27 protein-coding genes are annotated in these 26,690 nt (G+C 52.3%); 6 read left to right on the top strand and 21 right to left on the bottom strand.

Annotation, left to right across the window (positions count from 1 at the left end):
- Positions 1-62 precede the first annotated feature (62 nt).
- Positions 63-1,061, top strand: coding sequence for a LacI family DNA-binding transcriptional regulator (locus tag HEN33_RS02625; protein WP_176262631.1), 999 nt, complete (start codon positions 63-65; stop codon positions 1,059-1,061).
- A gap of 110 nt (positions 1,062-1,171) precedes the next feature.
- Here the strand turns inward: HEN33_RS02625 and ompG are convergent, their stop codons facing one another.
- The 16 genes from ompG to pspA form a co-directional block, all read right to left on the bottom strand.
- Positions 1,172-2,077 (bottom strand): monomeric porin OmpG, encoded by a 906-nt coding sequence (ompG, locus tag HEN33_RS02620; RefSeq protein ID WP_000735245.1) that lies wholly within the window; start codon positions 2,075-2,077, stop codon positions 1,172-1,174.
- A gap of 45 nt (positions 2,078-2,122) precedes the next feature.
- A complete protein-coding gene (locus tag HEN33_RS02615; protein ID WP_000057969.1) occupies positions 2,123-3,205 on the bottom strand; it encodes an ABC transporter ATP-binding protein in 1,083 nt (360 codons plus the stop codon).
- Between the two features lie 13 nt (positions 3,206-3,218).
- Positions 3,219-3,878, bottom strand: coding sequence for a beta-phosphoglucomutase (gene pgmB / locus HEN33_RS02610; RefSeq protein ID WP_039020825.1), 660 nt, complete (start codon positions 3,876-3,878; stop codon positions 3,219-3,221).
- Complete coding sequence (locus HEN33_RS02605; protein ID WP_176262632.1) at positions 3,875-6,142, bottom strand: glycoside hydrolase family 65 protein; 2,268 nt, start codon at positions 6,140-6,142, stop codon at positions 3,875-3,877. Before HEN33_RS02605 ends, pgmB begins: the two co-directional genes overlap by 4 nt.
- Positions 6,139-7,194, bottom strand: a complete 1,056-nt coding sequence (locus tag HEN33_RS02600) for a Gfo/Idh/MocA family oxidoreductase (protein WP_176262633.1) — start codon at positions 7,192-7,194, stop codon at positions 6,139-6,141. The genes HEN33_RS02605 and HEN33_RS02600 overlap by 4 nt, the downstream gene beginning before the upstream one ends.
- 9 nt (positions 7,195-7,203) lie before the next feature.
- Complete coding sequence (locus HEN33_RS02595; RefSeq protein ID WP_176262634.1) at positions 7,204-7,992, bottom strand: sugar phosphate isomerase/epimerase family protein; 789 nt, start codon at positions 7,990-7,992, stop codon at positions 7,204-7,206.
- Positions 7,993-8,008: 16 nt separating this feature from the next.
- Positions 8,009-9,061, bottom strand: coding sequence for a zinc-dependent alcohol dehydrogenase (locus tag HEN33_RS02590; protein ID WP_105278515.1), 1,053 nt, complete (start codon positions 9,059-9,061; stop codon positions 8,009-8,011).
- 30 nt (positions 9,062-9,091) lie between these two features.
- Positions 9,092-9,934, bottom strand: coding sequence for a carbohydrate ABC transporter permease (locus HEN33_RS02585; RefSeq protein WP_032302944.1), 843 nt, complete (start codon positions 9,932-9,934; stop codon positions 9,092-9,094).
- Complete coding sequence (locus HEN33_RS02580) at positions 9,921-10,802, bottom strand: carbohydrate ABC transporter permease (protein WP_001080777.1); 882 nt, start codon at positions 10,800-10,802, stop codon at positions 9,921-9,923. The genes HEN33_RS02585 and HEN33_RS02580 overlap by 14 nt, the downstream gene beginning before the upstream one ends.
- Before the next feature lie 20 nt (positions 10,803-10,822).
- Entirely contained in the window at positions 10,823-12,115 is a 1,293-nt protein-coding gene (locus tag HEN33_RS02575) for an ABC transporter substrate-binding protein (RefSeq protein ID WP_176262635.1), read from the bottom strand.
- A 13-nt stretch (positions 12,116-12,128) separates the two neighbouring features.
- The gene (locus HEN33_RS02570; protein WP_176262636.1) at positions 12,129-13,808 is read right to left on the bottom strand and encodes a sugar phosphorylase; all 1,680 of its coding nucleotides are present in this window, start codon (positions 13,806-13,808) and stop codon (positions 12,129-12,131) included.
- Between the two features lie 213 nt (positions 13,809-14,021).
- Positions 14,022-14,336, bottom strand: coding sequence for a thiosulfate sulfurtransferase PspE (gene pspE, locus HEN33_RS02565; protein ID WP_000473128.1), 315 nt, complete (start codon positions 14,334-14,336; stop codon positions 14,022-14,024).
- A gap of 74 nt (positions 14,337-14,410) precedes the next feature.
- The gene (gene pspD / locus HEN33_RS02560; RefSeq protein ID WP_001295585.1) at positions 14,411-14,632 is read right to left on the bottom strand and encodes a phage shock protein PspD; all 222 of its coding nucleotides are present in this window, start codon (positions 14,630-14,632) and stop codon (positions 14,411-14,413) included.
- A gap of 8 nt (positions 14,633-14,640) precedes the next feature.
- Positions 14,641-15,000, bottom strand: coding sequence for an envelope stress response membrane protein PspC (gene pspC, locus HEN33_RS02555; RefSeq protein WP_000907386.1), 360 nt, complete (start codon positions 14,998-15,000; stop codon positions 14,641-14,643).
- Positions 15,000-15,224 (bottom strand): envelope stress response membrane protein PspB, encoded by a 225-nt coding sequence (gene pspB / locus HEN33_RS02550; protein ID WP_001274958.1) that lies wholly within the window; start codon positions 15,222-15,224, stop codon positions 15,000-15,002. Before pspB ends, pspC begins: the two co-directional genes overlap by 1 nt.
- A 53-nt stretch (positions 15,225-15,277) precedes the next feature.
- On the bottom strand, positions 15,278-15,946 hold the full coding sequence (gene pspA / locus HEN33_RS02545; protein ID WP_000511019.1) for a phage shock protein PspA: 669 nt from the start codon (positions 15,944-15,946) through the stop codon (positions 15,278-15,280).
- A 166-nt stretch (positions 15,947-16,112) separates the two neighbouring features.
- On the opposite strand from pspA, the gene pspF reads away from it, so the two are divergent.
- Positions 16,113-17,090: a phage shock protein operon transcriptional activator gene (pspF, locus tag HEN33_RS02540; RefSeq protein ID WP_000852835.1), complete on the top strand. Its 978-nt coding sequence runs from the start codon at positions 16,113-16,115 to the stop codon at positions 17,088-17,090.
- A gap of 119 nt (positions 17,091-17,209) precedes the next feature.
- On the opposite strand, the gene puuE is transcribed toward pspF, so the two are convergent.
- From puuE to puuD, 5 genes are all read right to left on the bottom strand, one after another.
- Positions 17,210-18,475 carry a 4-aminobutyrate transaminase gene (gene puuE, locus HEN33_RS02535; protein ID WP_176262637.1) on the bottom strand — a complete coding sequence of 422 codons (1,266 nt, stop codon included), beginning with the start codon at positions 18,473-18,475 and terminating at the stop codon, positions 17,210-17,212.
- A gap of 37 nt (positions 18,476-18,512) precedes the next feature.
- Positions 18,513-19,793, bottom strand: coding sequence for a gamma-glutamylputrescine oxidase (gene puuB / locus HEN33_RS02530; RefSeq protein WP_176262638.1), 1,281 nt, complete (start codon positions 19,791-19,793; stop codon positions 18,513-18,515).
- A gap of 1 nt (position 19,794) precedes the next feature.
- The gene (gene puuC / locus HEN33_RS02525; protein WP_176262639.1) at positions 19,795-21,282 is read right to left on the bottom strand and encodes an aldehyde dehydrogenase PuuC; all 1,488 of its coding nucleotides are present in this window, start codon (positions 21,280-21,282) and stop codon (positions 19,795-19,797) included.
- Positions 21,283-21,431: 149 nt separating this feature from the next.
- A complete protein-coding gene (gene puuR, locus HEN33_RS02520) occupies positions 21,432-21,989 on the bottom strand; it encodes an HTH-type transcriptional regulator PuuR (protein WP_001278727.1) in 558 nt (185 codons plus the stop codon).
- A gap of 26 nt (positions 21,990-22,015) precedes the next feature.
- Entirely contained in the window at positions 22,016-22,780 is a 765-nt protein-coding gene (gene puuD, locus HEN33_RS02515; protein WP_001307158.1) for a gamma-glutamyl-gamma-aminobutyrate hydrolase, read from the bottom strand.
- Positions 22,781-22,991: 211 nt separating this feature from the next.
- Here puuD and puuA point away from each other — a divergent pair, with 211 nt between their 5' ends.
- The 4 genes from puuA (at position 22,992) to HEN33_RS02495 (ending at position 26,477) form a co-directional block, all read left to right on the top strand.
- On the top strand, positions 22,992-24,410 hold the full coding sequence (gene puuA / locus HEN33_RS02510; RefSeq protein ID WP_176262640.1) for a glutamate-putrescine ligase: 1,419 nt from the start codon (positions 22,992-22,994) through the stop codon (positions 24,408-24,410).
- A 148-nt stretch (positions 24,411-24,558) separates the two neighbouring features.
- A complete protein-coding gene (locus HEN33_RS02505; protein WP_123058307.1) occupies positions 24,559-24,723 on the top strand; it encodes a YmjE family protein in 165 nt (54 codons plus the stop codon).
- Positions 24,713-26,098, top strand: coding sequence for a putrescine/proton symporter PuuP (puuP, locus tag HEN33_RS02500; protein WP_032184027.1), 1,386 nt, complete (start codon positions 24,713-24,715; stop codon positions 26,096-26,098). The genes HEN33_RS02505 and puuP overlap by 11 nt, the downstream gene beginning before the upstream one ends.
- Before the next feature lie 133 nt (positions 26,099-26,231).
- Positions 26,232-26,477, top strand: coding sequence for a YmjA family protein (locus HEN33_RS02495; RefSeq protein WP_001015099.1), 246 nt, complete (start codon positions 26,232-26,234; stop codon positions 26,475-26,477).
- Positions 26,478-26,690: the final 213 nt, after the last annotated feature.

Below are 26,690 nucleotides of genomic sequence, written 5' to 3'. Positions count from 1 at the left end.
GTCATCTTGAGGCGAACTCCATAAGATGTGCAGCATTCACGTTCGGACGGAGTTCCTGACCTATGTCCCCTACTATTTATGATATTGCCAGGGTTGCCGGCGTATCAAAATCCACCGTATCACGCGTGCTGAATAAGCAAACCAATATCTCCCCGGAAGCGCGCGAAAAAGTGTTACGGGCCATTGAAGAATTACAGTATCAGCCAAATAAACTGGCCCGCGCGCTGACCTCTTCGGGCTTTGATGCCATTATGGTGATTTCTACCCGTTCGACTAAAACTACGGCGGGTAACCCGTTTTTCTCCGAAGTTTTGCATGCCATTACCGCCAAAGCGGAAGATGAGGGTTTCGACGTGATATTGCAGACGTCGCACAACCCGGCTGAAGACTTACAAAAATGTGAAAGCAAAATTAAGCAGAAAATGATTAAAGGCATTATTATGCTAAGTTCGCCAGCAGATGAGTCTTTTTTCGCCCAACTCGATAAATACGATATTCCGGTGGTAGTAATTGGCAAAGTTGAAGGTCAGTACGCCCATGTTTATTCTGTCGACACCGATAATTTTGGCGACAGTATTGCGCTGACCGATGCGCTAATTGAAAGTGGACATAAAAATATTGCCTGCCTGCATGCTCCGCTTGATGTCCATGTTTCGGTTGACCGCGTTAATGGTTATAAGCAGAGTCTGGAAGATCATAATATTGCAGTGCGCAATGAGTGGATCGTTGACGGCGGTTATACCCATGAGACAGCACTGCAAGCCGCGCGGGAATTATTAAGCCAGTCACCGTTGCCTGAGGCAGTGTTTGCTACTGACAGCCTGAAATTAATGAGCATTTATCGTGCGGCGGCAGAGAAAAACATTGCTATTCCGCAGCAGTTAGCGGTGGTGGGTTATAGTAATGAAACGCTGTCGTTTATATTAACGCCTGCACCGGGCGGCATCGATGTTCCGACGCAGGAGTTAGGTCAACAAAGCTGCGAGTTATTATTCCGCTTAATTGCCGGAAAACCGTCACCACAAAATATTACCGTTGCCACGCATATGTCGTTGAAATAAATGCCAGCTACGTTGCCTGAATGCCGGATGCGATGCTGGCGCATCTTATCCGGCCTACATTTATAAACCGGATAAAGTACTCGCGCCGCATCCGGCAATTTAGCACATTATCAGAACGCGTAATTCACACCGACACCTGCATAATGGAATTTATCGCTGTCGCCTTCATCGTGATCCTGCCACTCAAACGCGTATTCCAGCGAAACGGAAAGACCATTCTGGAAATCATAACCGTAAAACAAACCAAGACGGTTAAAATCATGGCCTTCACGTTCGATATCATCCTGCCAGTCCCAGTTACTCCAGCGATCCAACCCAATGCGCGTATACGGTGTTACCGAGTGATTGCCGAGCGTCAGCGGTAAATAGGCGCGAATTTCTTGCGTGGAGAATTCACCGTTATTGCGGCTGTCGTCCATATTGAAGCCGCGCTCGAGATAATAGTTCACCCGCAAGGCAACCGTTTCGTTGAAGGTATATTGCAGACCCGTTTCCGTTTCGACACGGGTATCAGCATAACCGGTCGTATTCAGATCGTTGGCAAATTTATACATCGACAGCCAACCGTTGAAACGTAAATCGTCAGTCAGTTTCACATCCCAGTCTGGCGCGATTTTCCAGCGCTGCATATTTGCCGTGTCTTTACCCGGTTCATCAACGTAGTGATAACCATAGTTACGGAAACCACCGGTCAGGCCGAAACTGAAATCATCGCTTTCGAGAAACTGATAATGCACTTCCAGTTCCGGGCGATCAAACCAGGTTCCACGTTTACCCGCGCTATAATCTACCGGCCCTTCCTGGTAATAAGCCAGCGATATTCTCCACGGCCCATTGGCAGCATTAAAATAGACGGAAGGCTCCGCCAGCCCGTCCATATCTTCGCCATAACCCTCGACGTTTTCTATTTCGTACATCGCGCCGATATTAAAGTGCCAGTCGTTTTTTTCCTCAGCCTGTGCGCAGGCCATTCCCGCACACATCACCAGTGCGGTACAGGGTAATAACTTTTTCATTATTGTTCCTTGTATTATCCTGGGGGAATGCCTTCCCCCCTGTATTTAGCGAATTGCTATTTCCGTTTCTGCATCAAAGAAATGACATTTGGTCATATCGAAATGAATAGTGACGTTTTCTCCTGCATGATAATCATTTAACGCACCGGCACGGACCACTAACTCGTGCCCCCCAACCGTGGTGTAGAGCATAAATTCCGCACCGGTTAATTCCGCCACGCTAATTTTGGCGGAAATGTTATTTTCCTCTTGCGCATCCGGATGAATATCCTCCGGGCGTATTCCCATCACAATGGGTTTATGCAAACTTTCCTGCGTTTTCAGAACCGCTAATTTATCTTCGGGAATGGTTAATTTAAGCGTTTCCGTAACGAATTTATCGCCATCGATCGTGCCGCGAATAAAATTCATTGCAGGTGACCCAATAAATCCGGCAACAAACATATTCGCCGGTTGGTTATAGACCGTTTTCGGCGCACCGACCTGCTGAACAATCCCATCCTTCATAATGACAATCCGCGTCGCCATGGTCATCGCTTCGGTCTGATCGTGGGTCACGTAGATCATGGTGGTGTTCAGTTTCTGGTGCAGCTTGCTGATTTCCGCGCGCATTTGTACGCGCAGCTTGGCATCCAGGTTAGAGAGCGGTTCATCCATCAAAAACACGCCCGCTTCGCGCACAATCGCCCGTCCGAGCGCCACACGCTGGCGTTGCCCGCCGGAAAGCGCGCCCGGCTTGCGTTTCAGGTACTCACGCAGGCCAAGGATTTGCGCCGCCCAATTAACCCGCTCATCTATCACCTCTTTGGCGATTTTTTGCATCTTCAGGCCAAACGCCATGTTGTCGTAGACCGTCATATGCGGATACAGCGCGTAGTTCTGGAACACCATCGCGATATTGCGTGCTTTGGCCGGAACGTCATTCATTCGTTTACCGTCGATCAACAGATCGCCGCCGCTAATCTCCTCAAGCCCGGCAATCATACGCAGCGTCGTCGATTTACCACAGCCCGACGGGCCGACAAATACAATGAACTCTTTATCGGCAATTTCCAGGTTGAAGTCCTTCACCACATGCACCTGGTTATCGTAGATCTTTTGAATATGTTGTAACGAAAGCTGTGCCATGTTGATTCCTTTGCTATACGTTTTGCCAGAAGGCCGATAACCGCGGCCAGGTCAGGGACTCCGTTGAGGGCAACAGTAATTGCGCCCCAGTTAAGCCCGCGCCGATCCCCACCGAGCGCATACCGCTGGCGTTAATGGCGTCAATGCCCGCCTGCGCATCTTCAATGCCGATACATGCCTGCGGCGGCACGCCCAGCCCGGCACAGGCGGCGAGAAAGATTTCCGGATCCGGTTTCGAGTGTTTAAGTTGGGAGGCGTCCGCGCAGAAGGTGAAAAACTCGCGCAGCTCCAGCGCCGCTAAAATTGTTGGGGCATTCAGAGAGACGGAAGCCAGCCCTACCGGGATGCCTTGCGCCCGAAGATCTGCCAGCAAAGGCCGAATTCCCGGCAGAACAGCGTTAACCGTCAGTTCGCGCAGTGAGTGGACGTAGAGCAGATTTTTGCGATACGCCAGTTGCGCCCGCTCTTGCACGTTAAAGTCGCCCTCTTTGCCCCCGTGTTGCAGAATGCGTCGCAGGGACTCATCGCGGCTGATCCCTTTTAACGTCTCGTTAAATTGCGCATCGATGCTGATGCCGATTTCGGCGGCAATTTGCTGCCATGCCTGGAAGTGCAGATGTGCGGTGTCGGTGATCACGCCATCCAGATCGAAAATTACCCCTTGTAGTTTCATTCATCCTCCTGATGCGTGGTAACGGTCCCATTGAAGGGCAAAATAAAATCACCCAAACAGAAAACAGATTCTTCAGTCACGGAAATAAGTTGACCGTTCAACCGCAGTGAAACGGGCGCAGAAGTTCGAATCGCAATACGCTGCGCATCGAGAGTGACCTGTAATTCGCAGCCCTGCCAGAACAGAGGGAAAGACAACTGTTGCCACTGTTCAGGTAACGCCGGATTGAGATGTAATTCACCGTCACGCACGCTGACTCCGGCAAAACCCTGAATCGCCCCCAGCCAGATAGCGCCAGTTGCGGCGGCATGGATACCGTCATCGCAGCTATGCGGATCAGCACCAAGATCGATTTCACTCCCCTCGCGCCAGAACGGGTAACTCTGCGCAAGCAAGCCACAACGCGCGGCAACAATGCCGTGGATCGCTTTACTCAATGACGAGTCGTGAATGGTGCGCGGTTCATAAAATTGCAGATTGGCGAGACACGAGGCCGCTGAAAATTGTTCCGGTAGCATGTAATTGAGCATCACCACATCGGCCTGCTTGAGGATCTGCATCTCGTTCACTTCTGCGCGTGAATAATCCAGCAGAATGGTTTGTTTGCCTGCCGCCGCTTTGTATTTCGCCAGATCTATCGCCGGTTTCGCCATAAACGAATCATCCTGCGGCAAAACGCCGTCGGGCTGAATTTCTGGCACCCACAGCTCTTTGAGGAACATGTCGGCACGATGAATAAACGCGTCGTCGCTACAGCCAAACTGGCGAGCAATATTCAGCGCCTGTTGGACGTTGTAGCAGGCCATATAACTGGTGTATGCGTTATTATTAACGTGTTCGGTATATTCGTCTGGCCCAATAACATCATGAATTTCCAGACGATCGTTAACCCTTACCGCGCGGCTAATCCAGAACTTTGCAGTCTCCAGCAGTAACGCCATGCCTTCGTGAGCAATGAAGCTTTCATCTCCCGTTACCTGCCAGTATTGAATAACCGCCCAGGCGATATCGGCAACCAGATGATGTTCCGCCTGCGCTGAGGCCACTTTTTGCCGCAGTCCGGTACGAATGTTAATGGCGGCAAATTCCGGCGTTTCTTCTTCGCCGCTACGTGCGCTCTCCCACGGAAACAGCGCGCCCTGCCAGCCATTGCGTCGCGCTTTCTCCTGCGCGCCAGGCAAGTTGTGCCAGCGATAGCGCAGTAAACTTCGGGCAATCGTCGGTTCGCTAAACAGATGGAACGGCAGCAGAAACACTTCCGTATCCCAGAAAACGTGGCCTTTGTAGCCTTCGCCGGTTAAGCCTTTCGCCGCAATGCTGCTACGCTCGTCATGGGCGGGCGTCATAATACGCAAATGATAAAGCGCATAGTCTAACGCCCGCTGATCGTGCACATCGCAACTGTTTACCGTGATACGACGTTTCTGCCACCATTGCTGCCAGTTTTCTGTCGATGCTGCAAGAAGTTGGTCATAACTCTGTTGTGTACACATTTCGAGCTGGCGAAGCGACGCACTGCCCCACTCGTCTAAAGCGGCATGTCGGTTGTCCCGCCAGTCAATCCACACCCGCTTTTGCAGGGTCAGTGTTTCACCTGTGCGAAGTTGCGCGCTGGTGTGTTGTAGCAAGCGGCGCTCTTTGGCGGTATAACACTGCTGAACGTCACCACTCGCCTGACAGTGGCAACTGATTGCCACATCACTGCGCCCATCCTGGGTGGTGTAGATCCCCTGCATCAGGTGCTGACCAAACACCCGCACCTGGGTTTCGTCCAGATGCTGGCGACCGTGGTTGGTTTGCGTGGCGTTAATGCCTGTTGAGATCAGCACTGACGCGTCGGCGTCCAGCGGGGTAATACTGATTTCCAGCGCGATCAACGGCAGTTGATCTGTCGAAACAAAGCGACGACTTGCAAGGGTAAACCCTGCGCCGTCGCTCGTGCGCCAGGTAACACTGCGGCGTAATTCTCCACTGGCAAAGTCAAGCTCACGCTGCCACGCTTCGCGGGATAACGAAAAAATCTCGCCGTTTAGGGTAATTTCCATTCCCACCACGTCTGGCAGATTCACCAGTTCGTTGATTTCACCTTTCCCGGCTCGATGATAAAGCCCCGCCAGATACATGCCGCGCGTCTGCCGCGTGTAATCTTCTTCATGGCTGGCACGAAGCCCAAGATAGCCGTTCCCCTGCGCCATTAATGAGGCATATTTATTCAGGGTATGCTGGCTGAATTGGGGTTCCGTTAATGTTACTGGCCTGGTCATAATTCCACACGCGTCCCTGTTTCTGCGGATTGATACAGCGCCGCCACCAGTTGCTGGATGATGTACCCTTGCTCGGCGTCGGCAATCATCACTGGCATGCCCTGTACGTGATTGATAAAGGCTTCCATGCTGCGCAAATGACGGTTGTCGTCGGCCAGTTCCCGTTGCATCAGCGTCATTAATTCACCGTTGTTATCGGTATAGATATGCGCCGGAAACAGCGTGGCTCCCGCTTTATCACCGCAAAAGCTGACGTTCATAATCGACTGTTCGCGGATGTTGAGTGCAAATGATGTCTCGAGCCAAAGAATGCCGCCGTTATGAAATTCAATGGTGCCAAACAGTGAATCTTCGACGCTGTAGGTTGCCGGGTCCCACTCACCAAATTGACCACAGCTCTTTTGCGGGCCGATCTTTTGAAAGCTATGCGCATTCACGCTTTTCACCGCCGGAAAGCCCAGCACATACATCGCGGCATCCAGCATATGAATGCCAATGTCGATCAGCGGGCCGCCGCCCTGCAGTTCTTTATTGGTAAACACACCCCAACCGGGAACACCGCAGCGACGCAGGGCTCGGGCGGTCGTGACGTAAATCTCACCCAAAACGCCGTTGGTCACCTGTTCACGCAGTTGTTGCGTATCAAGGGCAAAACGATGGTGAAAATCGTAGGCCAGCACCTTACCCTGTTTGCGCGCGGTATCACACATCTCCCGCGCCTGTTCTGGCGTCATGGCGGGTGGTTTCTCGCACATCACATGGCAGCCTGCCTCCAGCGCCATCAGGGTATGCTCGTAATGAAAACGGTTGGGTGAACAGACGCTTACCACGTCAGGTTTTACCGCCAGCAGCATGGCCTGCGGATCGTCCCACACGGATGCGTTCCCGTATTTCTCTGCCAACGCCTGCGCCTGGGAAAGGTGGCTGTCACAGACAGCCACCAGTTCCAGATCGTTGCGGGTGCAGTAGTACGAAGCATGAACCTTATCCGCCACCTGGCCCGCGCCTATTATCGCGACCCGCAGCGGAGAGCTTGTCATTGCACTTTTCACAAAGACCTCTTAGCAGGTGCGCAACCAGGCCAAAGAATCACGGTACGCCTGAGCAGGATCTTCTGCCCGAATGCGCCCTTCATACACCACATAGCCCTGATAGTTATCGGCGCGCAGCTGTTCAAACAGCGCGTGGAAATCGAGGGTACCGCTGCCCGGCTGATAGCGATGGTTATCGGCAATATGCACATGACCAAGCAGGTCACGGTTGTCATGCAGCGCCTGCGCCAGGTTATCCTCTTCGATGTTCATGTGATAGAAATCGCCGATAATCTGCACATGTTTAAGGTTGTTTTCGACGATGTAACGACGAGCATCGGCGAGCGTGTTGATCATGTGGTCCTGATAGCGGTTTAGCGGTTCGAGATACACCACCGTTCCGGTACGCGCGGCCACCTTTTCCAGGAAACGCAGGGAATCGCTCACCATTTGACGATCGCCGTCCAGGCTGCGCGGTGAGGTCATCGGCGGTAAGCGGAAGGTAAACATGCCCCACGCAGCCGGAACGACAATACCTTTACCGCCCACTTCCGCCAGCGCTTCGAGAATGCGTTCAATCTGCTTTAAACCATTAAGACGACGTTCTTCGAAAAAGTCGCCAATCCAGCCGTCATAGCCGCCGCAGGCGGTGGTCACCGGTAAACCGGTTTCTTTGATCGCTGCTTTGACTTCTTCGATATTGTTAACCAGCAGTTTGCCGTCAATCTCAAAGCCATCAAAACCCATCTCTTTGATATAACGAAATTTCTCCAGAATATTTTCCGGAAAGAAGGCCTGATTCTGTGTACCGATTTTCATTTTTCCGTCCTTAGAATTAAAAAGTTACGCCCATTTTGATGCTCTGTTCCGGATGCTGGTCGACATACTGCATGTAGCTTTCCGGGCTTTTAGCAAAGGTCACCACTGGGTCGATTAAATCTTCACAATTGAGATAACCGTTCATCAGCAGTTCCCAGCAGGTTTCTTCAATACGCTTGCGGCTCCAGCGCGGATAATCCGGGTTCGGTTCACTGCACGCACGAGAGAAGACAATTTTGGCGTTGTTGAAATGCGCTTCACGTCCGAGGTTGAAACCTTCGGCAAATGGTTTGGCAAATGCGACATACGAGATGGTGCCGCCATAAGCCAAGCCGCGCAGTGCCGATTGCAGCGCGTCGGCGTAGCCGCTGGTTTCGATAATCACATCGGCACCCTGCTTGCCGGTCAGCGTTTTAATCTCTTTGCCTACATCTGTGCCAATGGGGTTAAGGCAGAAATCCGCCCCGTGGCGACGGGCAATATCACAGCGATGGGCGATAGGATCGACACCAATCACCACCGACGCACCAGCGCGTTTTGCCAGTTGAATGGCAATTTGACCAATCGCGCCAAGCCCTACCACCACCACAAAATCGCCCACGCGCACGTTGGCATCGCGCACGCCGCTCATGGCAAACTGCGCCGGGTCGTAACAGACGGCGTTTTTCCACGAGCTACCTTGCGGCATCTTGCGCAGTTTGTAGTTATTCACCGCGTTAATGATGACCGTTTCGGAAAGCGGGCCGTAGCCGCATACGCTGTCGCCCACCGCGTAGTCGGTAACCTCGCTGCCGCACTCGATAATGTCGCCAACCACCATGTTGCCAAGCTGGAACTTGCCAAACTCAATGCCGCGTGGCGCATCTGCCGGACGGGGGGTGAACATCTGCCATTCGCCATTAAAGTCTTCATTAATAAACGGGCTGGCGGCGCGGAAATCGACCACTTCCGTCCCGTGTTTCGGCGCGCCGAACCGCACGCGGATCTTCACTTCATTGGCTGAAATCGCCCTGTCTTCATACTCCACCAACGCGGCAACGCGCGGTGCTGTGGCTACTAACTTTTTCATGTAAAACTCCTTGTCAAGAAACTGGCCGCTTTAGCCCTTCACGCCACCGGCGGTCAAACCACTCTTAATAAAACGTTCCGAAAGTGCATACATAATCACCACCGGCAATGCGGTCACCAGCGAGGCCGCCATCATTCGGCCCCAGATGTAATCAGGGGTACTGAACAGCGCGTTCAGGCCCACCGGTAAGGTGAAATTGCTGGCGCTGGAGAGGAAAATCGACGCAAACAGATAGTCGTTCCACGCCACCATAAAGCAGTAGACGAACACGGATATCAGGCCCGACATCGCCAGCGGTACCGTGATGCGGAAGATGATTTGCAGCCGGTTGAGGCCATCCATCATCGCCGCTTCTTCGATTTCATCGGGGATGGTGTCGAAGTAGCTTTTCAGCATAAACACGGCGGTAGGCAGGGTTTGCGTCACCATGGTGATGATCAGCGCCATCTCGGTGTCGTAAATGCCAAGCGCAGTGATGATTTTGAACAGCGGCACCACCAGCAAAATGCCGGAGAACATGTACACCGTGTAAAAGCTGGCGTTGATGGTCATTCGCCCTTTAAAGCGCAGGCGGGAAAGCGCGTAAGCCCCGAGAATGCCGAGAAATACTGCTATCACGGATGAAACTACCGACACCACCAGGCTGTTACGGAAATAATCGACAAACGGAAAAATCACCGGGTTAAAAATGTCGACGTAATGCTCCAGCGTCCACTGCTGTGGCAGCAGCGTAGGATGCAGCGAGATCGCCTCTTTCGCGCTTTTGAACGAGGTCATCAGCATCACAAAAAAGGGAAACAGCGTGATGATGAGAAACAGCGCCAGCCCGCAGTAAAAACCGATGCGACTGAGTGTGCGTTTATTTGTTGCCATTGAGGTTCACCCGTTTTCTGGTCAGCAGAATGACAGCGAAAATAATGATGAAGAGCACCACTGAGATCGCCGCCGCTTTCCCTAAGTCATTAAAGGCAAAGGCGGTTTTGTAGAGATAGACGCCGAGAATATCGACCTTGGTCGTCAGCAAGTAAACGTCAGCGAACATATAGAACATCCAGATGGTACGCAGAGTCACCACCGTCGCCAGGACCGGCATAATCGCGGGCAGCGTGACGATGCGAAACCGTTGCCAGGCATTCGCGCCGTCCATCTCTGCCGCTTCGTACAACGATTTATCAATGGTCTGCAAAATCGCCAGAAACGAGATAAAGGCATACGGGAAGTAGCGCCAGATGGCGAACAGCACCACCAGCACAAAACTACTGCCCGGGTTATCGAACCACAGCGGCGCCTGCTCATAGAGATGCAGAAGATCGACGCCGAGGTAGTTCACAATGCCGTAGCCGTTGTTGAACATGTATTTCCAGGCGAACACCAGCGAAATGGACGGCGTTACGTAGGAGAGGATTACCAACGAACGCGCGGTTTTGCGCAGGCGAAACTCGCGGTTGAAAAACATCGCCACCGCCAGGCCGAGCACGGTGCTACCTGCCACCACCAGCGCGGTATACCAGACCGTCATCCACAGCGAGTGCCAGAAGCCGGGATCGGAGAGAATACGCACATAGTTGCTCACCCCAACAAACGTTGCCTCGATGTTGGGATTGAGCGGCAGACGTAAAAAACTGATTTCGATATTCGACACCATTGGCCACGCCACCAGACCGCCCAGCAGTAATAAGCTGGGCGCGAGAAGCAGCAGCGCAAAGGGCATATCGGAACGACCTGAAAAAAGCCTGTTCATTGCGGATTCCTGTCCTGGGATTAGTGCTGTTCGATCAGTTCATCCAGCTTTTTCTGGCTCGCTTGCAGCGTGGTTGAGAGATCGGCTTTCCCCACGGTGACGTTATGCACCATTGAACTCACCACACCAGACCCCGTGACATCGCCCATGCGGGTAAAGTTTTTGTCCCCTACCGCGCCAAAGACCTGAATGTTTGGCAGTTCGCTAATCAACTGATTCGGCAAGTCTCCCAGCGCCTTAATCACGTCGTTATCTTTCCAGGTGGCAGTCGTCACAACCGCTTTGTTCACCGGCAGCGCCGCGCCTGGCGACATCATCACCCAGTCGGCAATGTTGTCTGCCTGCTCCATAAAGGTGACAAATTTTTCTGCCGCTTCCGTCTCTTCGCTCTTTTGCCCGGCGGTAATGGTCAGCGAGGTCAACATGCCGTAGACCGCCGAGTTTTTCTCGGTTGGCACCACGAAACCGACATTTTTCGGGTCACCTTCTTTAATCACAGCCGGAAGGATATAGGTGGAGTAAATCGCCATCGGCGCGGTGCCGTTCATAAAGGCGTCTTTCACTTCCATAATGTCGTTAGAACCCGGCATGGTGTTGGCAGCAAGGTCGCGGTAATAGGTCAGCACCTGCATCATCTCCGGCGTATCAAGGGTGATTTTGCCTTCGGCGTTAAAAACGTTGGCCTGATTGGATAACGCAAACTGAGAGAACGATTGTTCGGTTAGTACGCTTTCTGCCGTCGGCAGTGCAATACCGTATTTTTTATTCGCCGGATCGTTCAGTTTCTGTGCGACATCCAGCAACTGTTGCCAGTTTTTCGGCTCATCCAGCCCGGCTTTTGCCAGCACATCTTTGCGATACCAGATACCGCCAATCCATGCGCTGACAGGAACACCGGTCCAGGCGCTACCATCTTCGGTGCGCACAATCCGCAGAACGCCGTCATAAAACGCGCCTTCACCGACATTACTGATGACCGTAGCAACCGCTTTGCGATCGATAAGCTGTTCTTTGTCCATCACTTTCGCGTAGTCATGGCTGGTTTCGATCACTTCCGGCAGCGAGCCGCTACGGGAAAGGGTGATGACTTTGGTGTTATAGGCATCTTCTTCCACCGGCACTTGTTTAACAGTGATGCCTGGGTTTTCTTTTTCAAAACGCGCAATTAACTGACTAATTACCGCCTGGCGTTCCTGTTCCACCGAAGAATGCATAAACTCGATGGAAACATTCGTTTTATTTTCTTCTTTACAACCTGAAATCAGGGCGCAGGAAACCAGTGCTGATAACAGCACGATTTTTGATTTAATCATGAGATGTTCCTTTTTATTTAATCCACATAACCTGCCAGGGGCGCAGCGTTATATCATTACCCACTATATCAACTTCACTAATCAGATCCCGACCGTGCAGATCAGTAATATTTATATGCTGAATATTTTCACTGACATTAAACAAACCCGTCAGACAATCACCGGTTGCAGTGCTTCTTCGAATACGCATTACAGATGAATTAATTATATCGATGGTAAAACTATTATCCGGATGAAATTCTTTATGACGGCGACGAAGCGTAATTAAATGCGACAGCTGATGATATACTGCGTGCCTGAGTGTCGTTTCATCGTTCAGTTCACTGGCTATCTCTTCACTACGATATTTCTTACGGTTAATCGCGCGGTTATATCCCAGCTTTTCGACACCAGCGTAATCATTACGTGAACCCAGAATACTTTGAATATAGACAGCAGGCACACCGGGAAAGGTTAACAATATGGCATGAGCAAGAATAAACCGGGCACAGCGTTCTTCGTCACTGCAATCGCGATGGCTCAATGCGTCCATGTAGGTCACATTCATTTCATACGGACTGCGCGTACCATCGGGATTATTTTTCCAGTTTACTAATGCCCCTTCCTGCTGTAATGCCTCGACCAGCGCTAATATTTCGCTTTCGGGTAGCAAGCCACGCAGTGGGTTAAGCCCGATGCCATCGTGAGAGGCGAGGAAGTTAAACCAGGTGGTGATGCTGGAAGGTAGTGTCAGGTTTTGCGCCCACGCACAAAGCGCCTCAACGTTCTGTTTTTGCACCGCATGCAGCACCAGCGGCGGCAGCGAGAACTGGTACACCATATGCGCTTCGTCATCACCGTTTCCAAAGTAAGCAATGTTGTCTTTGTGCGGAACATTGGTCTCGGTAATGATCACTGTACCTGGTGCTACGTCATCAATAATCGACCGTAACAGCTTGATAATCAGATGTGTTTTTACCAGATGGATGCAGCTTGTTCCCGGCTCTTTCCACATAAAGCCAACGGCATCCAGGCGGACATACTCAGCACCTTTCTCAAGGTAACACAGTAAAACATCCACCATCGCCAGTAACACTTCAGGGCTACGGTAATTCAGGTCAATTTGATCGTCGCTAAAGGTGGTCCATAAATGGCGCGTTGAATGATCGCGCATCTGGAATGGCGTTAATAACGGTAACGCACGCGGGCGAATGACGGCGCTGAGATCGGTTTGCGGGTCAACGGCAATAAAAAAATCTTCAAAACCTGGCTGCTGTTGTAAATAGTTTTTAAACCATTCACTTTTTGCCGACATATGGTTGCAGACAAAATCAAACATTAAATGACTGCATTCACCGAGTTGCTGAATATCCTGCCACTCCCCTGCTTCACTGGCGACCTGATGATAATCAATTACCGAAAAGCCATCATCAGATGACCATGGGTAAAATGGCAACAAATGGACATGTGAAAAAATGCTTTGCAGCCAGTGATGGTAAAACTGATTAAATGTGGGTAGTGGTTTTAAATCATTACTGTGAAATTGATCGGCATAGGTAATTAACACGACATCACTTTCATCCCAGTGTTTTTTACGTCGTTGTGTAATTAATCTTTTCGCACTCTCAAGACGCGTTACAAGTTTCTGTAAATGAGTCGCGGTAAATGTTCCACCGTAGATTTCGTCCAGGTAATCCGTAATTTTCTGTTTCATGTTGCCTTTCCGTGGTAGCGATCCCATGAAGCGAGAGACTACTCCGCAGAAAATAAACTGTCAATTGAGCACAAGGGTTTTAGTCACGCAGGAAATCATTTTTTACCAGGGAAAAAGCGTATTTGTGAGCTGACGCAAATAATCTATGGGGATGTAAATAAGGTGTGACAGAAAAAGTAAACGGCGCATAAGCGCCGCTTAGGGTGGATTCTTTTAACCTTTGACCTTCGGCATTGCGATGTCTTTCAGGCCGCCAGCGTTCTCAACGTGGGTATATCCCATCTCGCTAAGGATCTCTTTTGCCTGCCCTGACTGGCGTCCGGCATTGCAATACACTTTCACGGTGTCGTTTTTATCCGGAACGGCGGTGGCAATGCGCTCTTTCACTTCCTTCAGGGGAATATTGATGGCTCCCTGAACGTGCTCTTGCTGATACTGCTCTGGAACACGAACATCGATCCAGTGTTCAGCGGCGAAAACGGGCAGTGAAAACACCAGTGTCAGAGCAAGTAAGCCTTTTTTAAACATGTAAGCGTCCTTCTATGGATGAAAATTGCCATCCATAATACGCCTTAGCTTTAACAATTTTTGCGAAACTCCCCTCACCTTTTATAACGCTGCGCCAGTTTATTGGCAGCCCGACTTAACAGCGGTTCCAGCGCCACGGCCAGCAACATTTTCAGCGGTCGGCGAGCAACTGATTTTATCGCCCAACCAGCTACACCCGCCGGGCCATAGCGCAGTGCGGTAAGAAGTACCAGCTTGCCTGCTAATTTGAAACCAGGCTTCACCTTTTGCCCGGCCTGTTGCCAGCGAGTATTCATAACTTTCCTCACAGTTGACGGAAACGGCTACGTAACGTGAAAGTATCGGAAGTGACATAACGTTCCATCTCGCGTAAACGCGTTTCACTTGCCGCCAGTTCACGGTCGACATCATCCAGCAATTCGCTGCTGGAAGGTAGCTGCTCACCAAAGGCCATGTTGTCCGGCATTGGATCAAGCGCAAATGACAAAATGATGTAAGCAACCAGGGTAAACAGCGCCAGACCGAAGAAAATCGACAGCACCACCAGGATACGCACCAGTTTTACCGGTACATCAAAATAGTTGGCAATCCCGGCGCAGACGCCGCGTACCATGCCCTGCTGTGGAATACGCCATAATTTTTTATTGAGATTAATGCCCGCCATTAGCGATCCCTCCAGTTCGGATGTTCTGCATCAAGAATGGATTCCAGTGCCTGAATACGTTCGCGCATCCGTTTTGCTTCATCAGCCAGTTGCGCTAATCGTTGCTGCTCACTTTGCGACAATTCACCGCGACCGGAACGATTGCTGTAATGCAGCCATAACCAGATCGGTAAAACAAACAGCACAAAAATGGTTAACGGAATAGCCAGAAATAGCGCGCTCATAAGTACTCCTTAGACGATGAGCGGCGGCGCGTTCAGACGCCGCCTGGATGTTATTATTGATTGTCTTGCTTCATTTTGGCTTTTAATTGTGCCAGTTGCTCGCTGATTGCATCATCGGCTTTCAGTTCGGCAAACTGATCGTCCAGCGATTTTTGTTTACCGAAGCTGTGGCTTTCTGCTTCCGCTTCCATCTGGTCAATACGACGTTCGAAAGATTCGAAACGAGCCATTGCTTCATCCAGTTTGCCACTGTCCAGTTGACGACGCACATCGCGCGACGAGTTTGCCGCCTGATGGCGTAACATCAATGCCTGCTGGCGAGCGCGTGTTTCACTCAATTTGTTTTCCAGCTCGCCGATCTCTTTCTTCATACGCACCAGCGTATCGTCCACCAGCGTCACTTCATGTTCCAGGCTCTTAATCAGATCGGTCAGTTTCTGTTTTTCAATTAACGCCGCACGCGCCAGGTCTTCTCTATCTTTCAGCAGTGCCAGTTCGGCTTTTTCCTGCCATTCAACTTCACGCGCCGACGCTTGTTCAATACGGCGAGTCAGCTGTTTCTTTTCTGCCAGCGCACGCGCCGAAGTAGAACGTACTTCAACCAGTGTATCTTCCATCTCCTGGATCATCAGACGCACCAGTTTCTGTGGATCTTCCGCTTTCTCTAACAGAGCGTTGATGTTGGCATTCACGATGTCGGCAAAGCGAGAAAAAATACCCATAATGTTGTCCTCTTTATTTCTGCGTTCAGGATTGTCCTGCTGAACTGTTAATACAATTTGCGTGCCAATTTTTTATCTTTTTGATTTATAAAGATCTGATTGAAAAATCAACAGCAACATGCCAGGATGAGTTAGCGAATTACACTAACAAGTGGCGAATTTCATCATGGCAGAATACAAAGATAATTTACTCGGTGAGGCGAACAGCTTTCTCGAAGTGCTGGAACAGGTTTCGCATCTCGCACCGCTGGACAAACCGGTGCTCATCATCGGCGAGCGCGGAACAGGTAAAGAGCTGATTGCCAGCCGTCTGCATTATCTCTCCTCCCGTTGGCAGGGGCCGTTTATTTCCCTTAACTGCGCGGCGTTAAATGAAAATCTGCTGGATTCCGAACTGTTTGGTCACGAAGCGGGCGCGTTTACCGGTGCGCAAAAACGTCATCCAGGGAGATTTGAACGTGCCGATGGCGGTACGCTATTTCTTGATGAACTCGCTACGGCACCGATGATGGTACAGGAGAAATTATTGCGCGTGATTGAGTACGGTGAACTGGAGCGCGTTGGCGGCAGCCAGCCATTGCAGGTGAATGTGCGGTTGGTATGCGCGACGAATGCCGATCTCCCGGCGATGGTCAATGAAGGTACTTTTCGCGCTGACCTGCTCGACCGGCTGGCTTTCGATGTAGTGCAACTGCCGCCCCTGCGCGAGCGCGAAAGCGACATTATGCTGATGGCAGAACACTTTGCCATTCAGATGTGTCGGGAAATCAAGCTGCCTCTGTTCCCGGGTTTTACGGAGCGCGCCAGAGAAACATTGCTGAATTATCGCTGGCCGGGAAATATTCGTGAATTGAAAAACGTGGTGGAGCGTTCAGTGTATCGCCACGGCACCAGCGATTATCCGCTTGATGACATCATTATTGATCCCTTTAAACGGCGTCCGCCTGAAGACGCTATCGCCGTTTCAGAAACCACCTCGCTTCCAACGCTGCCGCTGGATTTACGTGAGTTTCAGATGCAGCAGGAAAAAGAGTTGCTGCAACTCAGTTTGCAACAAGGGAAATATAACCAGAAGCGCGCGGCTGAATTACTGGGGTTAACCTATCATCAGTTCCGCGCGTTGTTGAAAAAGCACCAGATTTAGCGAAGTTGAGCAATACAACTTGCCGGATGCGGCGTGAACGCCTTATCCGGCATACATAATCAATACGTCGTTTGCAGGCCTGATAAGCGCAGTGCATCAGACATTATTGCGTTGGGCTATTAATCGCTCAGCGCATCCTGCAATATTTTCATTGCCGCATCGAATTGCGCATCCGGGATGGTCAGCGGATACAGGAAGCGAATCACGTTGCCGTATGCGCCACAGGTCAGCAGGAGCAGCCCCTGCGCCAGCGCGCGTTGCTGGATTTTCTGTGCAATCGCCGCTGACGGCTCGCCCGTTTGCGGATCGTTAAACTCTGCCGCAATCATCGACCCCGGACCGCGTACCGCCGCGATGGCCGGAACGCTTTCTTTGGCATCAATCAACGTATTTGTCAGACGCTGGCCCAGTTGATTAGCGCGTTCACAGAGTGATTCTTTGTCGATAATGTTGAGCACCGCGTGCGCGGCAGCCACCGCCAGCGGGTTCCCGGCGTAGGTACCACCAAGCCCGCCCGGCGCGGGCGCGTCCATAATATTCGCGTTACCGACCACGCCCGAAAGCGGCATCCCGCCCGCGAGGCTTTTCGCCATCGTCATTAAGTCCGGCTTATCGGCGTAGTGATCCATGGCAAACAGTTTACCGGTACGCGCAAAGCCGCTTTGCACTTCATCGGCAATCATCACAATACCGTGCTCGTCGCACAGGCGGCGAATGGCGGCAACCAGCTCTTTTGGCGCAACGTTGAAACCGCCTTCGCCCTGCACCGGTTCGAAAATAATCGCCGCCACCTGCTTCGCTTCAATGTCCGATTTAAACAAGCGTTCGATGGCATCGAGGGAGTCCTGCGTTGAAACGCCATGTAAATCTGACGGATAAGGTACGTGATACACCGAACCGGGGAACGGGCCGAAGCCGATTTTGTACGGCGCGACCTTTCCGGTCAGCGCCATGGTCATATATGTACGACCGTGGAAGCCGCCGCTAAACGCAATCACGCCAGGGCGTCCGGTATGGGCGCGGGCGATTTTCACCGCGTTCTCCACCGCTTCCGCACCGGTGGTGAAGAACGCAGTTTTAGCCTGCCCGCTCACCGGGGCAAGGGCGTTGATTTTCTCCGCCAGGGTGACGTAGCTTTCATACGGCACAATCTGATACGCCGTGTGGGTAAACTGTTGCAATTGCTGCTCCACCGCCGCGACCAGATCAGGGTGGCGATGCCCGGTATTCAGCACCGCAATGCCTGCGGCGAAATCGATATATTCGTTGCCCTCTACATCCTTCAGCGTGGCGTTTTCTGCCGACTGGGCGAAGAAGTTACACATCACGCCAACCCCGCGAGGGGTAGCAGAAAGACGACGCTGATGGAATTCATTGTTGCTCATGTTTCACACCTTTTGACTCTTCACTGTTAATCGGAAATTAAACGCCCAGACGATCGCGCAGGCTGTAATAAGCCGCACCCATCGCGGTAAACGGCACGCGCAGCGTGCGCCCGCCGGGGAACGGGTAATGCGGCAGATTGGCGAAGGCGTCGAAGCGTTCGGCGTCACCGCGCAGCAGTTCAGCAATCAAACGCCCGGCAAGATGGGTACAGGTGACGCCGTGGCCGCTGTAACCCTGCATGTAATAGATGTTGGTATCAAGGCGACCGAACTGCGGCATGCGCGACAAGGTCAGCAGGAAGTTGCCCGTCCAGCGGTAATCAATTTTCACGCCCTTCAGCTGCGGGAAGGTTTTCAGCAGTTTCGGCACAACAAGACGCTCAACGTCATCCGGGTCGCGCGCGCCGTAGACCACGCCGCCGCCGTACAGCAGGCGGTTATCGGCAGTCAGGCGGTAGTAATCAAGAAGATAGTTACAGTCTTCCACACAGTAGTTTTTCGGGATCAGCGAACGGGCTAAATCTTCCGACAGCCGCTCGGTGGTGATCACCTGCGTGCCGCACGGCATGCTGCGTTTCGCCAGTTCCGGCTCTACTTTATCGCCCAGATACGCGTTGCCTGCGACAATCACATACTTCGCCGTCACCTGACCATTGGCCGTGCGCACAACGGCGGGCGTGGTGTGCTGGATCTGCGTCACCGCAGAAAGTTCATACACGCGCCCGCCGTTCAGGCGGATGGCATCGCCTTCACCAATGGCGAGGTTTAGCGGATGAATATGCCCACCGCTGTGATCCAGCAGCGCACCCGTGTAGCGATCGCTGGCGACCTCGCGGCGAATAGCGTTGGCGTCCAGCAGCTCCAGCTGTTTATTGCCGTAGCGTTCCCAGTTCTCTTTCTGCTCTTCGAGTGTGGCGAGTTGTTTATCATTCATCGCCACAAACAGGCCGCCGGGGCGATAGTCGCAGTCAATCTGATAACGTTTGATACGTTCGCGGATGATCTCGCCACCCTCGAACATCATGCTGCCGAGCATACGGGCGGTATCCATGCCGTAGCTTTTTTCGATAACGTCGATGTCGCGGCTGTAGGAGTTCACAAGCTGCCCGCCGTTGCGTCCGCTTGCGCCGAAGCCGATGCGTGAGGCTTCAAGAACCACCACGTCAAAGCCCGCTTCCGCCAGATGCAGCGCGGAGGAAAGCCCGGTATAGCCGCCGCCGACCACGCAAACGTCGCAGGAAATCGACTCATTCAGCGTGTCGAATGGCGCGTATTTATTCGCACTGGCGGCGTAATAACTGCTGGTATGTTCGGTCATTTCAGGCCTCCAGGCTTATCCAGATGGTTTTCAGTTCGGTGAATTTTTCAAGGGCGTGCAGGGATTTGTCGCGACCGTTGCCGCTCTGCTTATAGCCGCCAAACGGCACGGTCATATCACCGTCGTTGTAGTTATTGACGAAGACGGAACCGGCTTTCAGGCGGCGACTCATGCGGTGCGCGCGGGAGAGGTCGCGTGTCCATACCGCCGCGCCAAGTCCGTACTGGCTGTCGTTGGCAAGCTGTAGCGCCTGTTCTTCTGATGTGAAACGCGTGACCACCAGCACCGGGCCGAAAATCTCTTCGCGGCTTAAGGACGCATTCGGGTCTACATCCACAAAGATGGTCGGGCCGATGGCGGCAGCCAGCTCGGCGTTACGACCATCCAGCAGCAGTTGCCCTGTGCTTTCGCCTTCGCGAATAAAGCTATGCACCGAGTCAGCGTGGGCGCAGTCGATTAAGGTGCCCATGGTGGTCGCGGGATCAAGCGGATGCCCCGGCTGCCAGTTTTGCGCCTGCTGTTTTAACAGGGCTAAGAACTCATCGGCGATGCTCTCTTCCAGCAACAGGCGCGTTCCGGCGATGCACACCTGGCCCTGGTTATAAAAGATGCCCGCGGCGGTGGCACTCGCTGCCTGTTGCAGATCCGGGCAGTCGGCGAAAACGATGTTGGCGCTTTTGCCGCCTGCTTCCAGCCAGACGCGTTTCATGTTGCTGTCGCCCGCATCTTTCAGCAGCTGTTTGCCGGTACGGGTCGAGCCGGTAAAGGCGATGGCATCGATATCGTTATGACGCGACAGCGCCTGCCCCGCTTCATGACCAAAACCCGTCACCACGTTCAACACGCCATCCGGCAGACCTGCTTCTTTCGCCAGCCCGGCGAGACGAATCGCACTGAGCGGTGATTTTTCAGACGGTTTTAGAATCACGCTGTTTCCCGCCGCCAGCGCCGGGCCGAGTTTCCAGCAAGTCAGCAGCAGCGGGAAGTTCCACGGCACGATGGCGGCAATCACGCCGACCGGTTCACGCACGATCATCGCCAGCTCATGGCTACTGGTGGTCGCCACTTCGCCATACACTTTGTCGATCGCTTCGGCGTACCAGCGAATGGCGCGCGCCGCGCCGGGAATATCATCACGCAGACTGTGACGAATCGGTTTGCCGGTGTCGAGAGTTTCCAGCAGTGCCAGCTCTTCGGCGTTGGCTTCCATTAAATCGGCGAGTTTATTCAGTACCGCTTTACGTTTTGCCGGAGAAGAGTGTGACCAGTCGCCGCGTTCAAATACGCCGCGTGCTGCGCTCACCGCACGGTCGATATCGACGCTCTTGCCGCGGGCAATTTTCGCCAGCGGTGCCTGGGTGACCGGATCAACGGTTTCAAAAGTTTCATTTTCCGCCGCAGCAGTATATTCACCGTTAATAAATAAGCGGGTTTCAATGGCGAGACTTAACGCTTTATCCTGCCAGTAAGCCAGATGATGAAAATTCATTATGACTCCTGTTTCACGTGTATCAGATATATGCAGTTTGTGAACGTCAGGGCGCAGAGATCCCCGGGCCGCATGCCCGCTTATTTCTGGCGACATTCTTTATGGATTGCCGGGCGCATTGCGCTTACCCGGCTTACAGAACAAAAAGATTAAAACGTGGTGGGCGTATGGGCGCTGATAATTCGGCAAATACCTGCCGACGTATTACTGAAACTGTGCGGGATGCCGGTATTAATGGCATAACTTTGCCCCGCGACGAGGTGGTAATCCTGACCATTAATCGTCAGAACAATTTCACCTTCCAGTACAGTGCCTATTTCCTCACCCTGATGCTTAATTCTTTCCCCAGTGGTTGTGCCTGGCTGGTACGTTTCAAATATCATCGCCAGCGTACGATTCGGGTTACCGTTATGAACCAGCTTCATTGACACACCCTGACTACCCATTTCAATTAAGTCGTCCTGATTAATGACGACCTGTGGCTCATCAGGTTTTTCCGGCTCGGAAAAGAATTCCGAGAGTGACAGACCATACACCTTCAGCAGCTTTTGCAGCGTACTGATGGCAGGGCTGACTTTATCTTGTTCTATCGTACTGATAGCACTGTGAGTCAGCCCGGAGAGTTCGGCGGCACGACGTTGTGAAAGCCCCTGCTGCTGGCGGATTTCCGACAAGCGTTTTCCTGGCGCCAGTCCCTCATCACTCATATTTGCATTTCCTTAAACTGTAGTGGTCAGAGTCGCTGTTTTTCAGCGATATGGTGCTGACAAGCGGTGATAAAGCCCTCGAACAATATACGCGAAAGCGCGTACTCGCTACTGTTCCATTCCGGGTGCCACTGTACGCCCAGCGCAAAAGGATGATTGATGACGCTAACCGCCTCAACTAAGCCATCCGGCGAGCGAGCTTCAACACGCAACCGTGGGCTAACGACCTTCGCCCCTTGTCCATGCAGAGAGTTTACCCAAAAGTTGCTACATTCAGGTAACAACGCAGACAGCAATCCCCCCTCTTCAACCTGAACTTCATGCGACGGTGCATATTGCTGTTCCACCGGCAGTTCGGGATCTTCCCGATGTTCCAGCAATTCAGGCTGTTCGCACAGCTTGCGATGCAACGAACCACCGGTTGCCACCACCAGTTCCTGTAAACCCCGGCAGATGGCGAAAATGGGGATGCGCCTTTCGAGTGCGGCATTAATTAACGCCATGCTCAGAAGATCACGCCCGGGATCGGCGTCAGGCTCATCGCCGTTTTCACCATATAGGTGCGGCTGCACATTGCTGGGACTACCAGGAAGATAAATACCATCGAGTTTCGGCAAAAGTTGTTCAAGTAATGACGGTTCCGCCAGCGCATGTGGCAGCGCAATTGGCAAGCCGCCTGCGTGGATGATGGCATTCAGGTACTTTTCTTGCAGAGTCTGGGTCGCATGACCCTTAAGCCTGTTCCTGCACATTACGACACCGATAACCGGATTGTTCATTATATTTTCCATGCTCAATCTCACAAAGTGGACTAAATTATCGCCATTACTGCGCTTTAAATGACCTTTATGTTCAATATTTTTTCAATCTAGCAGTGGGTTTTCATTTTTGCAAACTCAATTTAACATTTGACAAACATTTAGTTTGCATACAGATTCGAAGAGTGGTCATTATATTTTACGCTTTGATAACGAGCGGAAAACAAACCAAAGGCGAAGAATCATGGAAACCAATATCGTTGAAGTAGAAAACTTTGTTCAGCAGTCAGAAGAGAGGCGGGGTAGCGCCTTTACGCAGGAAGTGAAACGCTACCTGGAGCGCTACCCGAATACGCAATATGTTGATGTTTTACTTACCGATCTGAATGGTTGTTTTCGTGGGAAACGTATTCCTGTTTCAAGCCTGAAGAAGCTCGAGAAAGGGTGTTATTTCCCGGCCTCGGTGTTTGCAATGGATATTCTGGGCAACGTAGTAGAAGAAGCGGGCCTGGGTCAGGAAATGGGCGAGCCGGATCGTACCTGTGTTCCTGTTCTCGGTTCCTTAACCCCATCTGCTGCAGATCCTGAGTTTATCGGTCAGATGCTCCTGACCATGGTCGATGAAGATGGCGCTCCCTTTGACGTTGAGCCGCGGAACGTTCTTAACCGCCTGTGGCAGCAGCTGCGCCAGCGCGGCTTGTTCCCGGTCGTAGCGGTAGAGCTGGAGTTCTATTTACTGGATCGCCAGCGCGACGCTGAAGGGTATCTGCAACCGCCCTGCGCGCCCGGCACCGATGACCGCAATACACAAAGTCAGGTTTACTTCGTTGATAACCTCAACCACTTCGCCGACGTGCTCAATGATATTGATGAGCTGGCGCAGTTACAGCTGATTCCGGCAGATGGCGCGGTCGCCGAGGCCTCGCCAGGTCAGTTTGAAATCAATCTTTACCATACCGATAACGTGCTGGAAGCTTGCGATGATGCGCTGGCACTAAAACGCCTGGTGCGTCTGATGGCAGAAAAGCATAAGATGCACGCCACTTTTATGGCGAAGCCGTATGAAGAGCACGCGGGCAGCGGGATGCATATCCATATCAGTATGCAAAATAATCGTGGCGAGAACGTGCTTTCTGACGCGGAAGGCGAAGATTCGCCGCTGCTGAAAAAGATGCTCGCCGGGATGATTGACCTGATGCCGTCATCAATGGCGTTGCTGGCACCAAACGTGAACTCGTATCGCCGCTTCCAGCCGGGGATGTATGTACCGACGCAGGCGTCGTGGGGCCATAACAACCGCACCGTCGCCCTGCGTATTCCCTGCGGCGATCGCCATAATCACCGCGTGGAATATCGCGTGGCGGGTGCCGATGCCAACCCGTATTTGGTGATGGCAGCGATTTTTGCCGGTATTTTGCACGGTCTTGATAACGCGCTGCCGTTGCAGGAAGAAGTCGAAGGCAACGGGCTGGAGCAGGAAGGCTTACCCTTCCCGATTCGCCAGAGCGATGCCCTGGGTGAGTTTATCGAGAATGATCACCTGCGCCGCTATTTAGGCGAACGCTTCTGCCATGTCTATCACGCCTGTAAAAATGATGAGCTGTTGCAGTTTGAGCGCCTCATCACAGAAACAGAAATTGAGTGGATGTTGAAAAACGCGTAATACCCCTTGCGGGGTTGTTTCAGCGGCCTGAGCGGAGCCAGGCCTGACATTTGCTGGTAATCCAGACATTTCCCGGATGTCGCGTTATGGAGCGCAGGCGGCAACGGGCTTCCGTTAACGATTAAGACTGTGACGAGGAAATGAGATGATGCCGATGATTAAATCCCCGCATGGCGAGGGAGGCTGCGTATGCGCCCCTCCTGCGACTGACTGGACTCCGCCCCCTTTGCTTCCCTTGCTAAACAGGTTTGATTTCAGGTCGATACGACCGCAAACCTTATTACGCAGGGGAGGCAGCAATTATGGCTATTAATTCACCACTGAATATTGCTGCGCAACCCGGCAAAACCCGTCTGCGAAAATCACTGAAATTGTGGCAGGTGGTGATGATGGGTCTGGCCTATCTCACGCCGATGACTGTGTTCGATACCTTTGGCATTGTTTCCGGCATTAGCGACGGTCACGTTCCGGCGTCCTATTTGCTGGCGCTGGCGGGTGTGCTGTTTACCGCGATCAGCTACGGCAAACTGGTTCGCCAGTTTCCGGAGGCCGGTTCGGCCTATACCTACGCGCAAAAGTCGATTAACCCGCACGTCGGATTTATGGTCGGCTGGTCATCGCTGCTGGATTATCTCTTTTTGCCGATGATCAACGTTTTGTTGGCGAAAATCTATCTCTCCGCCCTCTTCCCGGAAGTGCCGCCGTGGGTGTGGGTGGTAACCTTCGTCGCCATTTTAACCGCCGCGAATCTGAAGAGCGTCAACCTGGTCGCTAACTTCAATACCTTGTTTGTACTGGTGCAAATCTCCATCATGGTGGTGTTTATCTTCCTGGTGGTTCAGGGACTACATAAAGGAGAAGGCGTTGGCACCGTCTGGTCACTTCAGCCGTTTATCAGCGAGAACGCGCACCTGATCCCGATTATTACCGGGGCGACGATTGTCTGTTTCTCGTTCCTCGGTTTCGATGCGGTGACCACGCTTTCGGAAGAGACGCCGGACGCCGCACGCGTGATCCCGAAAGCCATCTTCCTGACGGCGGTATACGGCGGCGTTATCTTTATCGCGGCGTCGTTCTTTATGCAGCTGTTCTTCCCGGATATCAGCCGCTTTAAAGATCCGGACGCCGCACTGCCGGAAATCGCACTGTACGTTGGCGGCAAGTTGTTCCAGTCGATTTTCCTCTGCACGACGTTTGTGAACACGTTAGCGTCTGGCCTGGCGTCACATGCCAGCGTGTCGCGTCTGCTGTATGTGATGGGGCGCGACAATGTGTTTCCGGAACGCGTGTTTGGCTATGTGCACCCGAAATGGCGGACTCCGGCACTGAATGTCATTATGGTCGGGATTGTCGCGTTGTCAGCGCTGTTCTTTGATTTAGTCACCGCGACAGCATTGATTAACTTCGGTGCTCTGGTGGCGTTTACCTTCGTTAACCTGTCGGTGTTTAATCATTTCTGGCGGCGTAAAGGAATGAATAAAAGCTGGAAGGAACACTTTCACTATTTGCTGATGCCGCTGGTTGGCGCGCTGACGGTGGGTGTGCTGTGGGTTAACCTCGAGTCAACGTCACTGACACTCGGTCTGGTATGGGCTTCATTAGGCGGCGCATATTTGTGGTATCTGATCCGCCGCTATCGCAAAGTGCCGTTGTATGATGGTGACAGAACGCCGGTGAGCGAAACGTAATAGTCGGATGCGCGGCGCATTATCCTGCCTGAGGGTAATGCGCCGCGCCATTAACTATAAAAAGATGTATGACCCGGATCACGAGTGCTATCATCCGCCCTTATGCTTAGCGCATTAACCCCAGGGGCAAATAATGAACCACGATATCCCGCTAAAATATTTTGATATTGCCGATGAGTACGCGACCGAATGCGCAGAGCCTGTCGCAGACGCTGAACGCACACCGCTGGCCCACTACTTCCAGTTACTGCTCACCCGTTTGATGAACAATGAAGAGATCAGCGAAGAAGCCCAACATGAAATGGCTGCTGAAGCGGGGATTAATCCCGTACGCATTGATGAGATCGCAGAGTTTTTGAATCAATGGGGTAATGAGTAATTATTTCATTGCAGACGCTCGGTCAGTATCGTTTCCCGGATAAAGCGTTCACGCCGCATCCGGCTAAAAATGACACGCACTGCAGCGTGCTTTAATGGGTTTCTCACGATCGTACCGCTCTGCTCCTCGCTAAGTTGTTCTGTGAGTTATAGTTATAGAGAAATCACGGGTACGAATGTTGAACAGATGGCGACGTCACCTGTTCAACGACCA

It is taken from the genome of Escherichia sp. 94.0001, assembly GCF_013369155.2.
Lineage (GTDB): Bacteria > Pseudomonadota > Gammaproteobacteria > Enterobacterales > Enterobacteriaceae > Escherichia > Escherichia coli_F.
The sequence above is the reverse complement of the archived record's forward strand: the minus strand, read 5'-3'. Positions and strand labels throughout refer to the sequence as shown.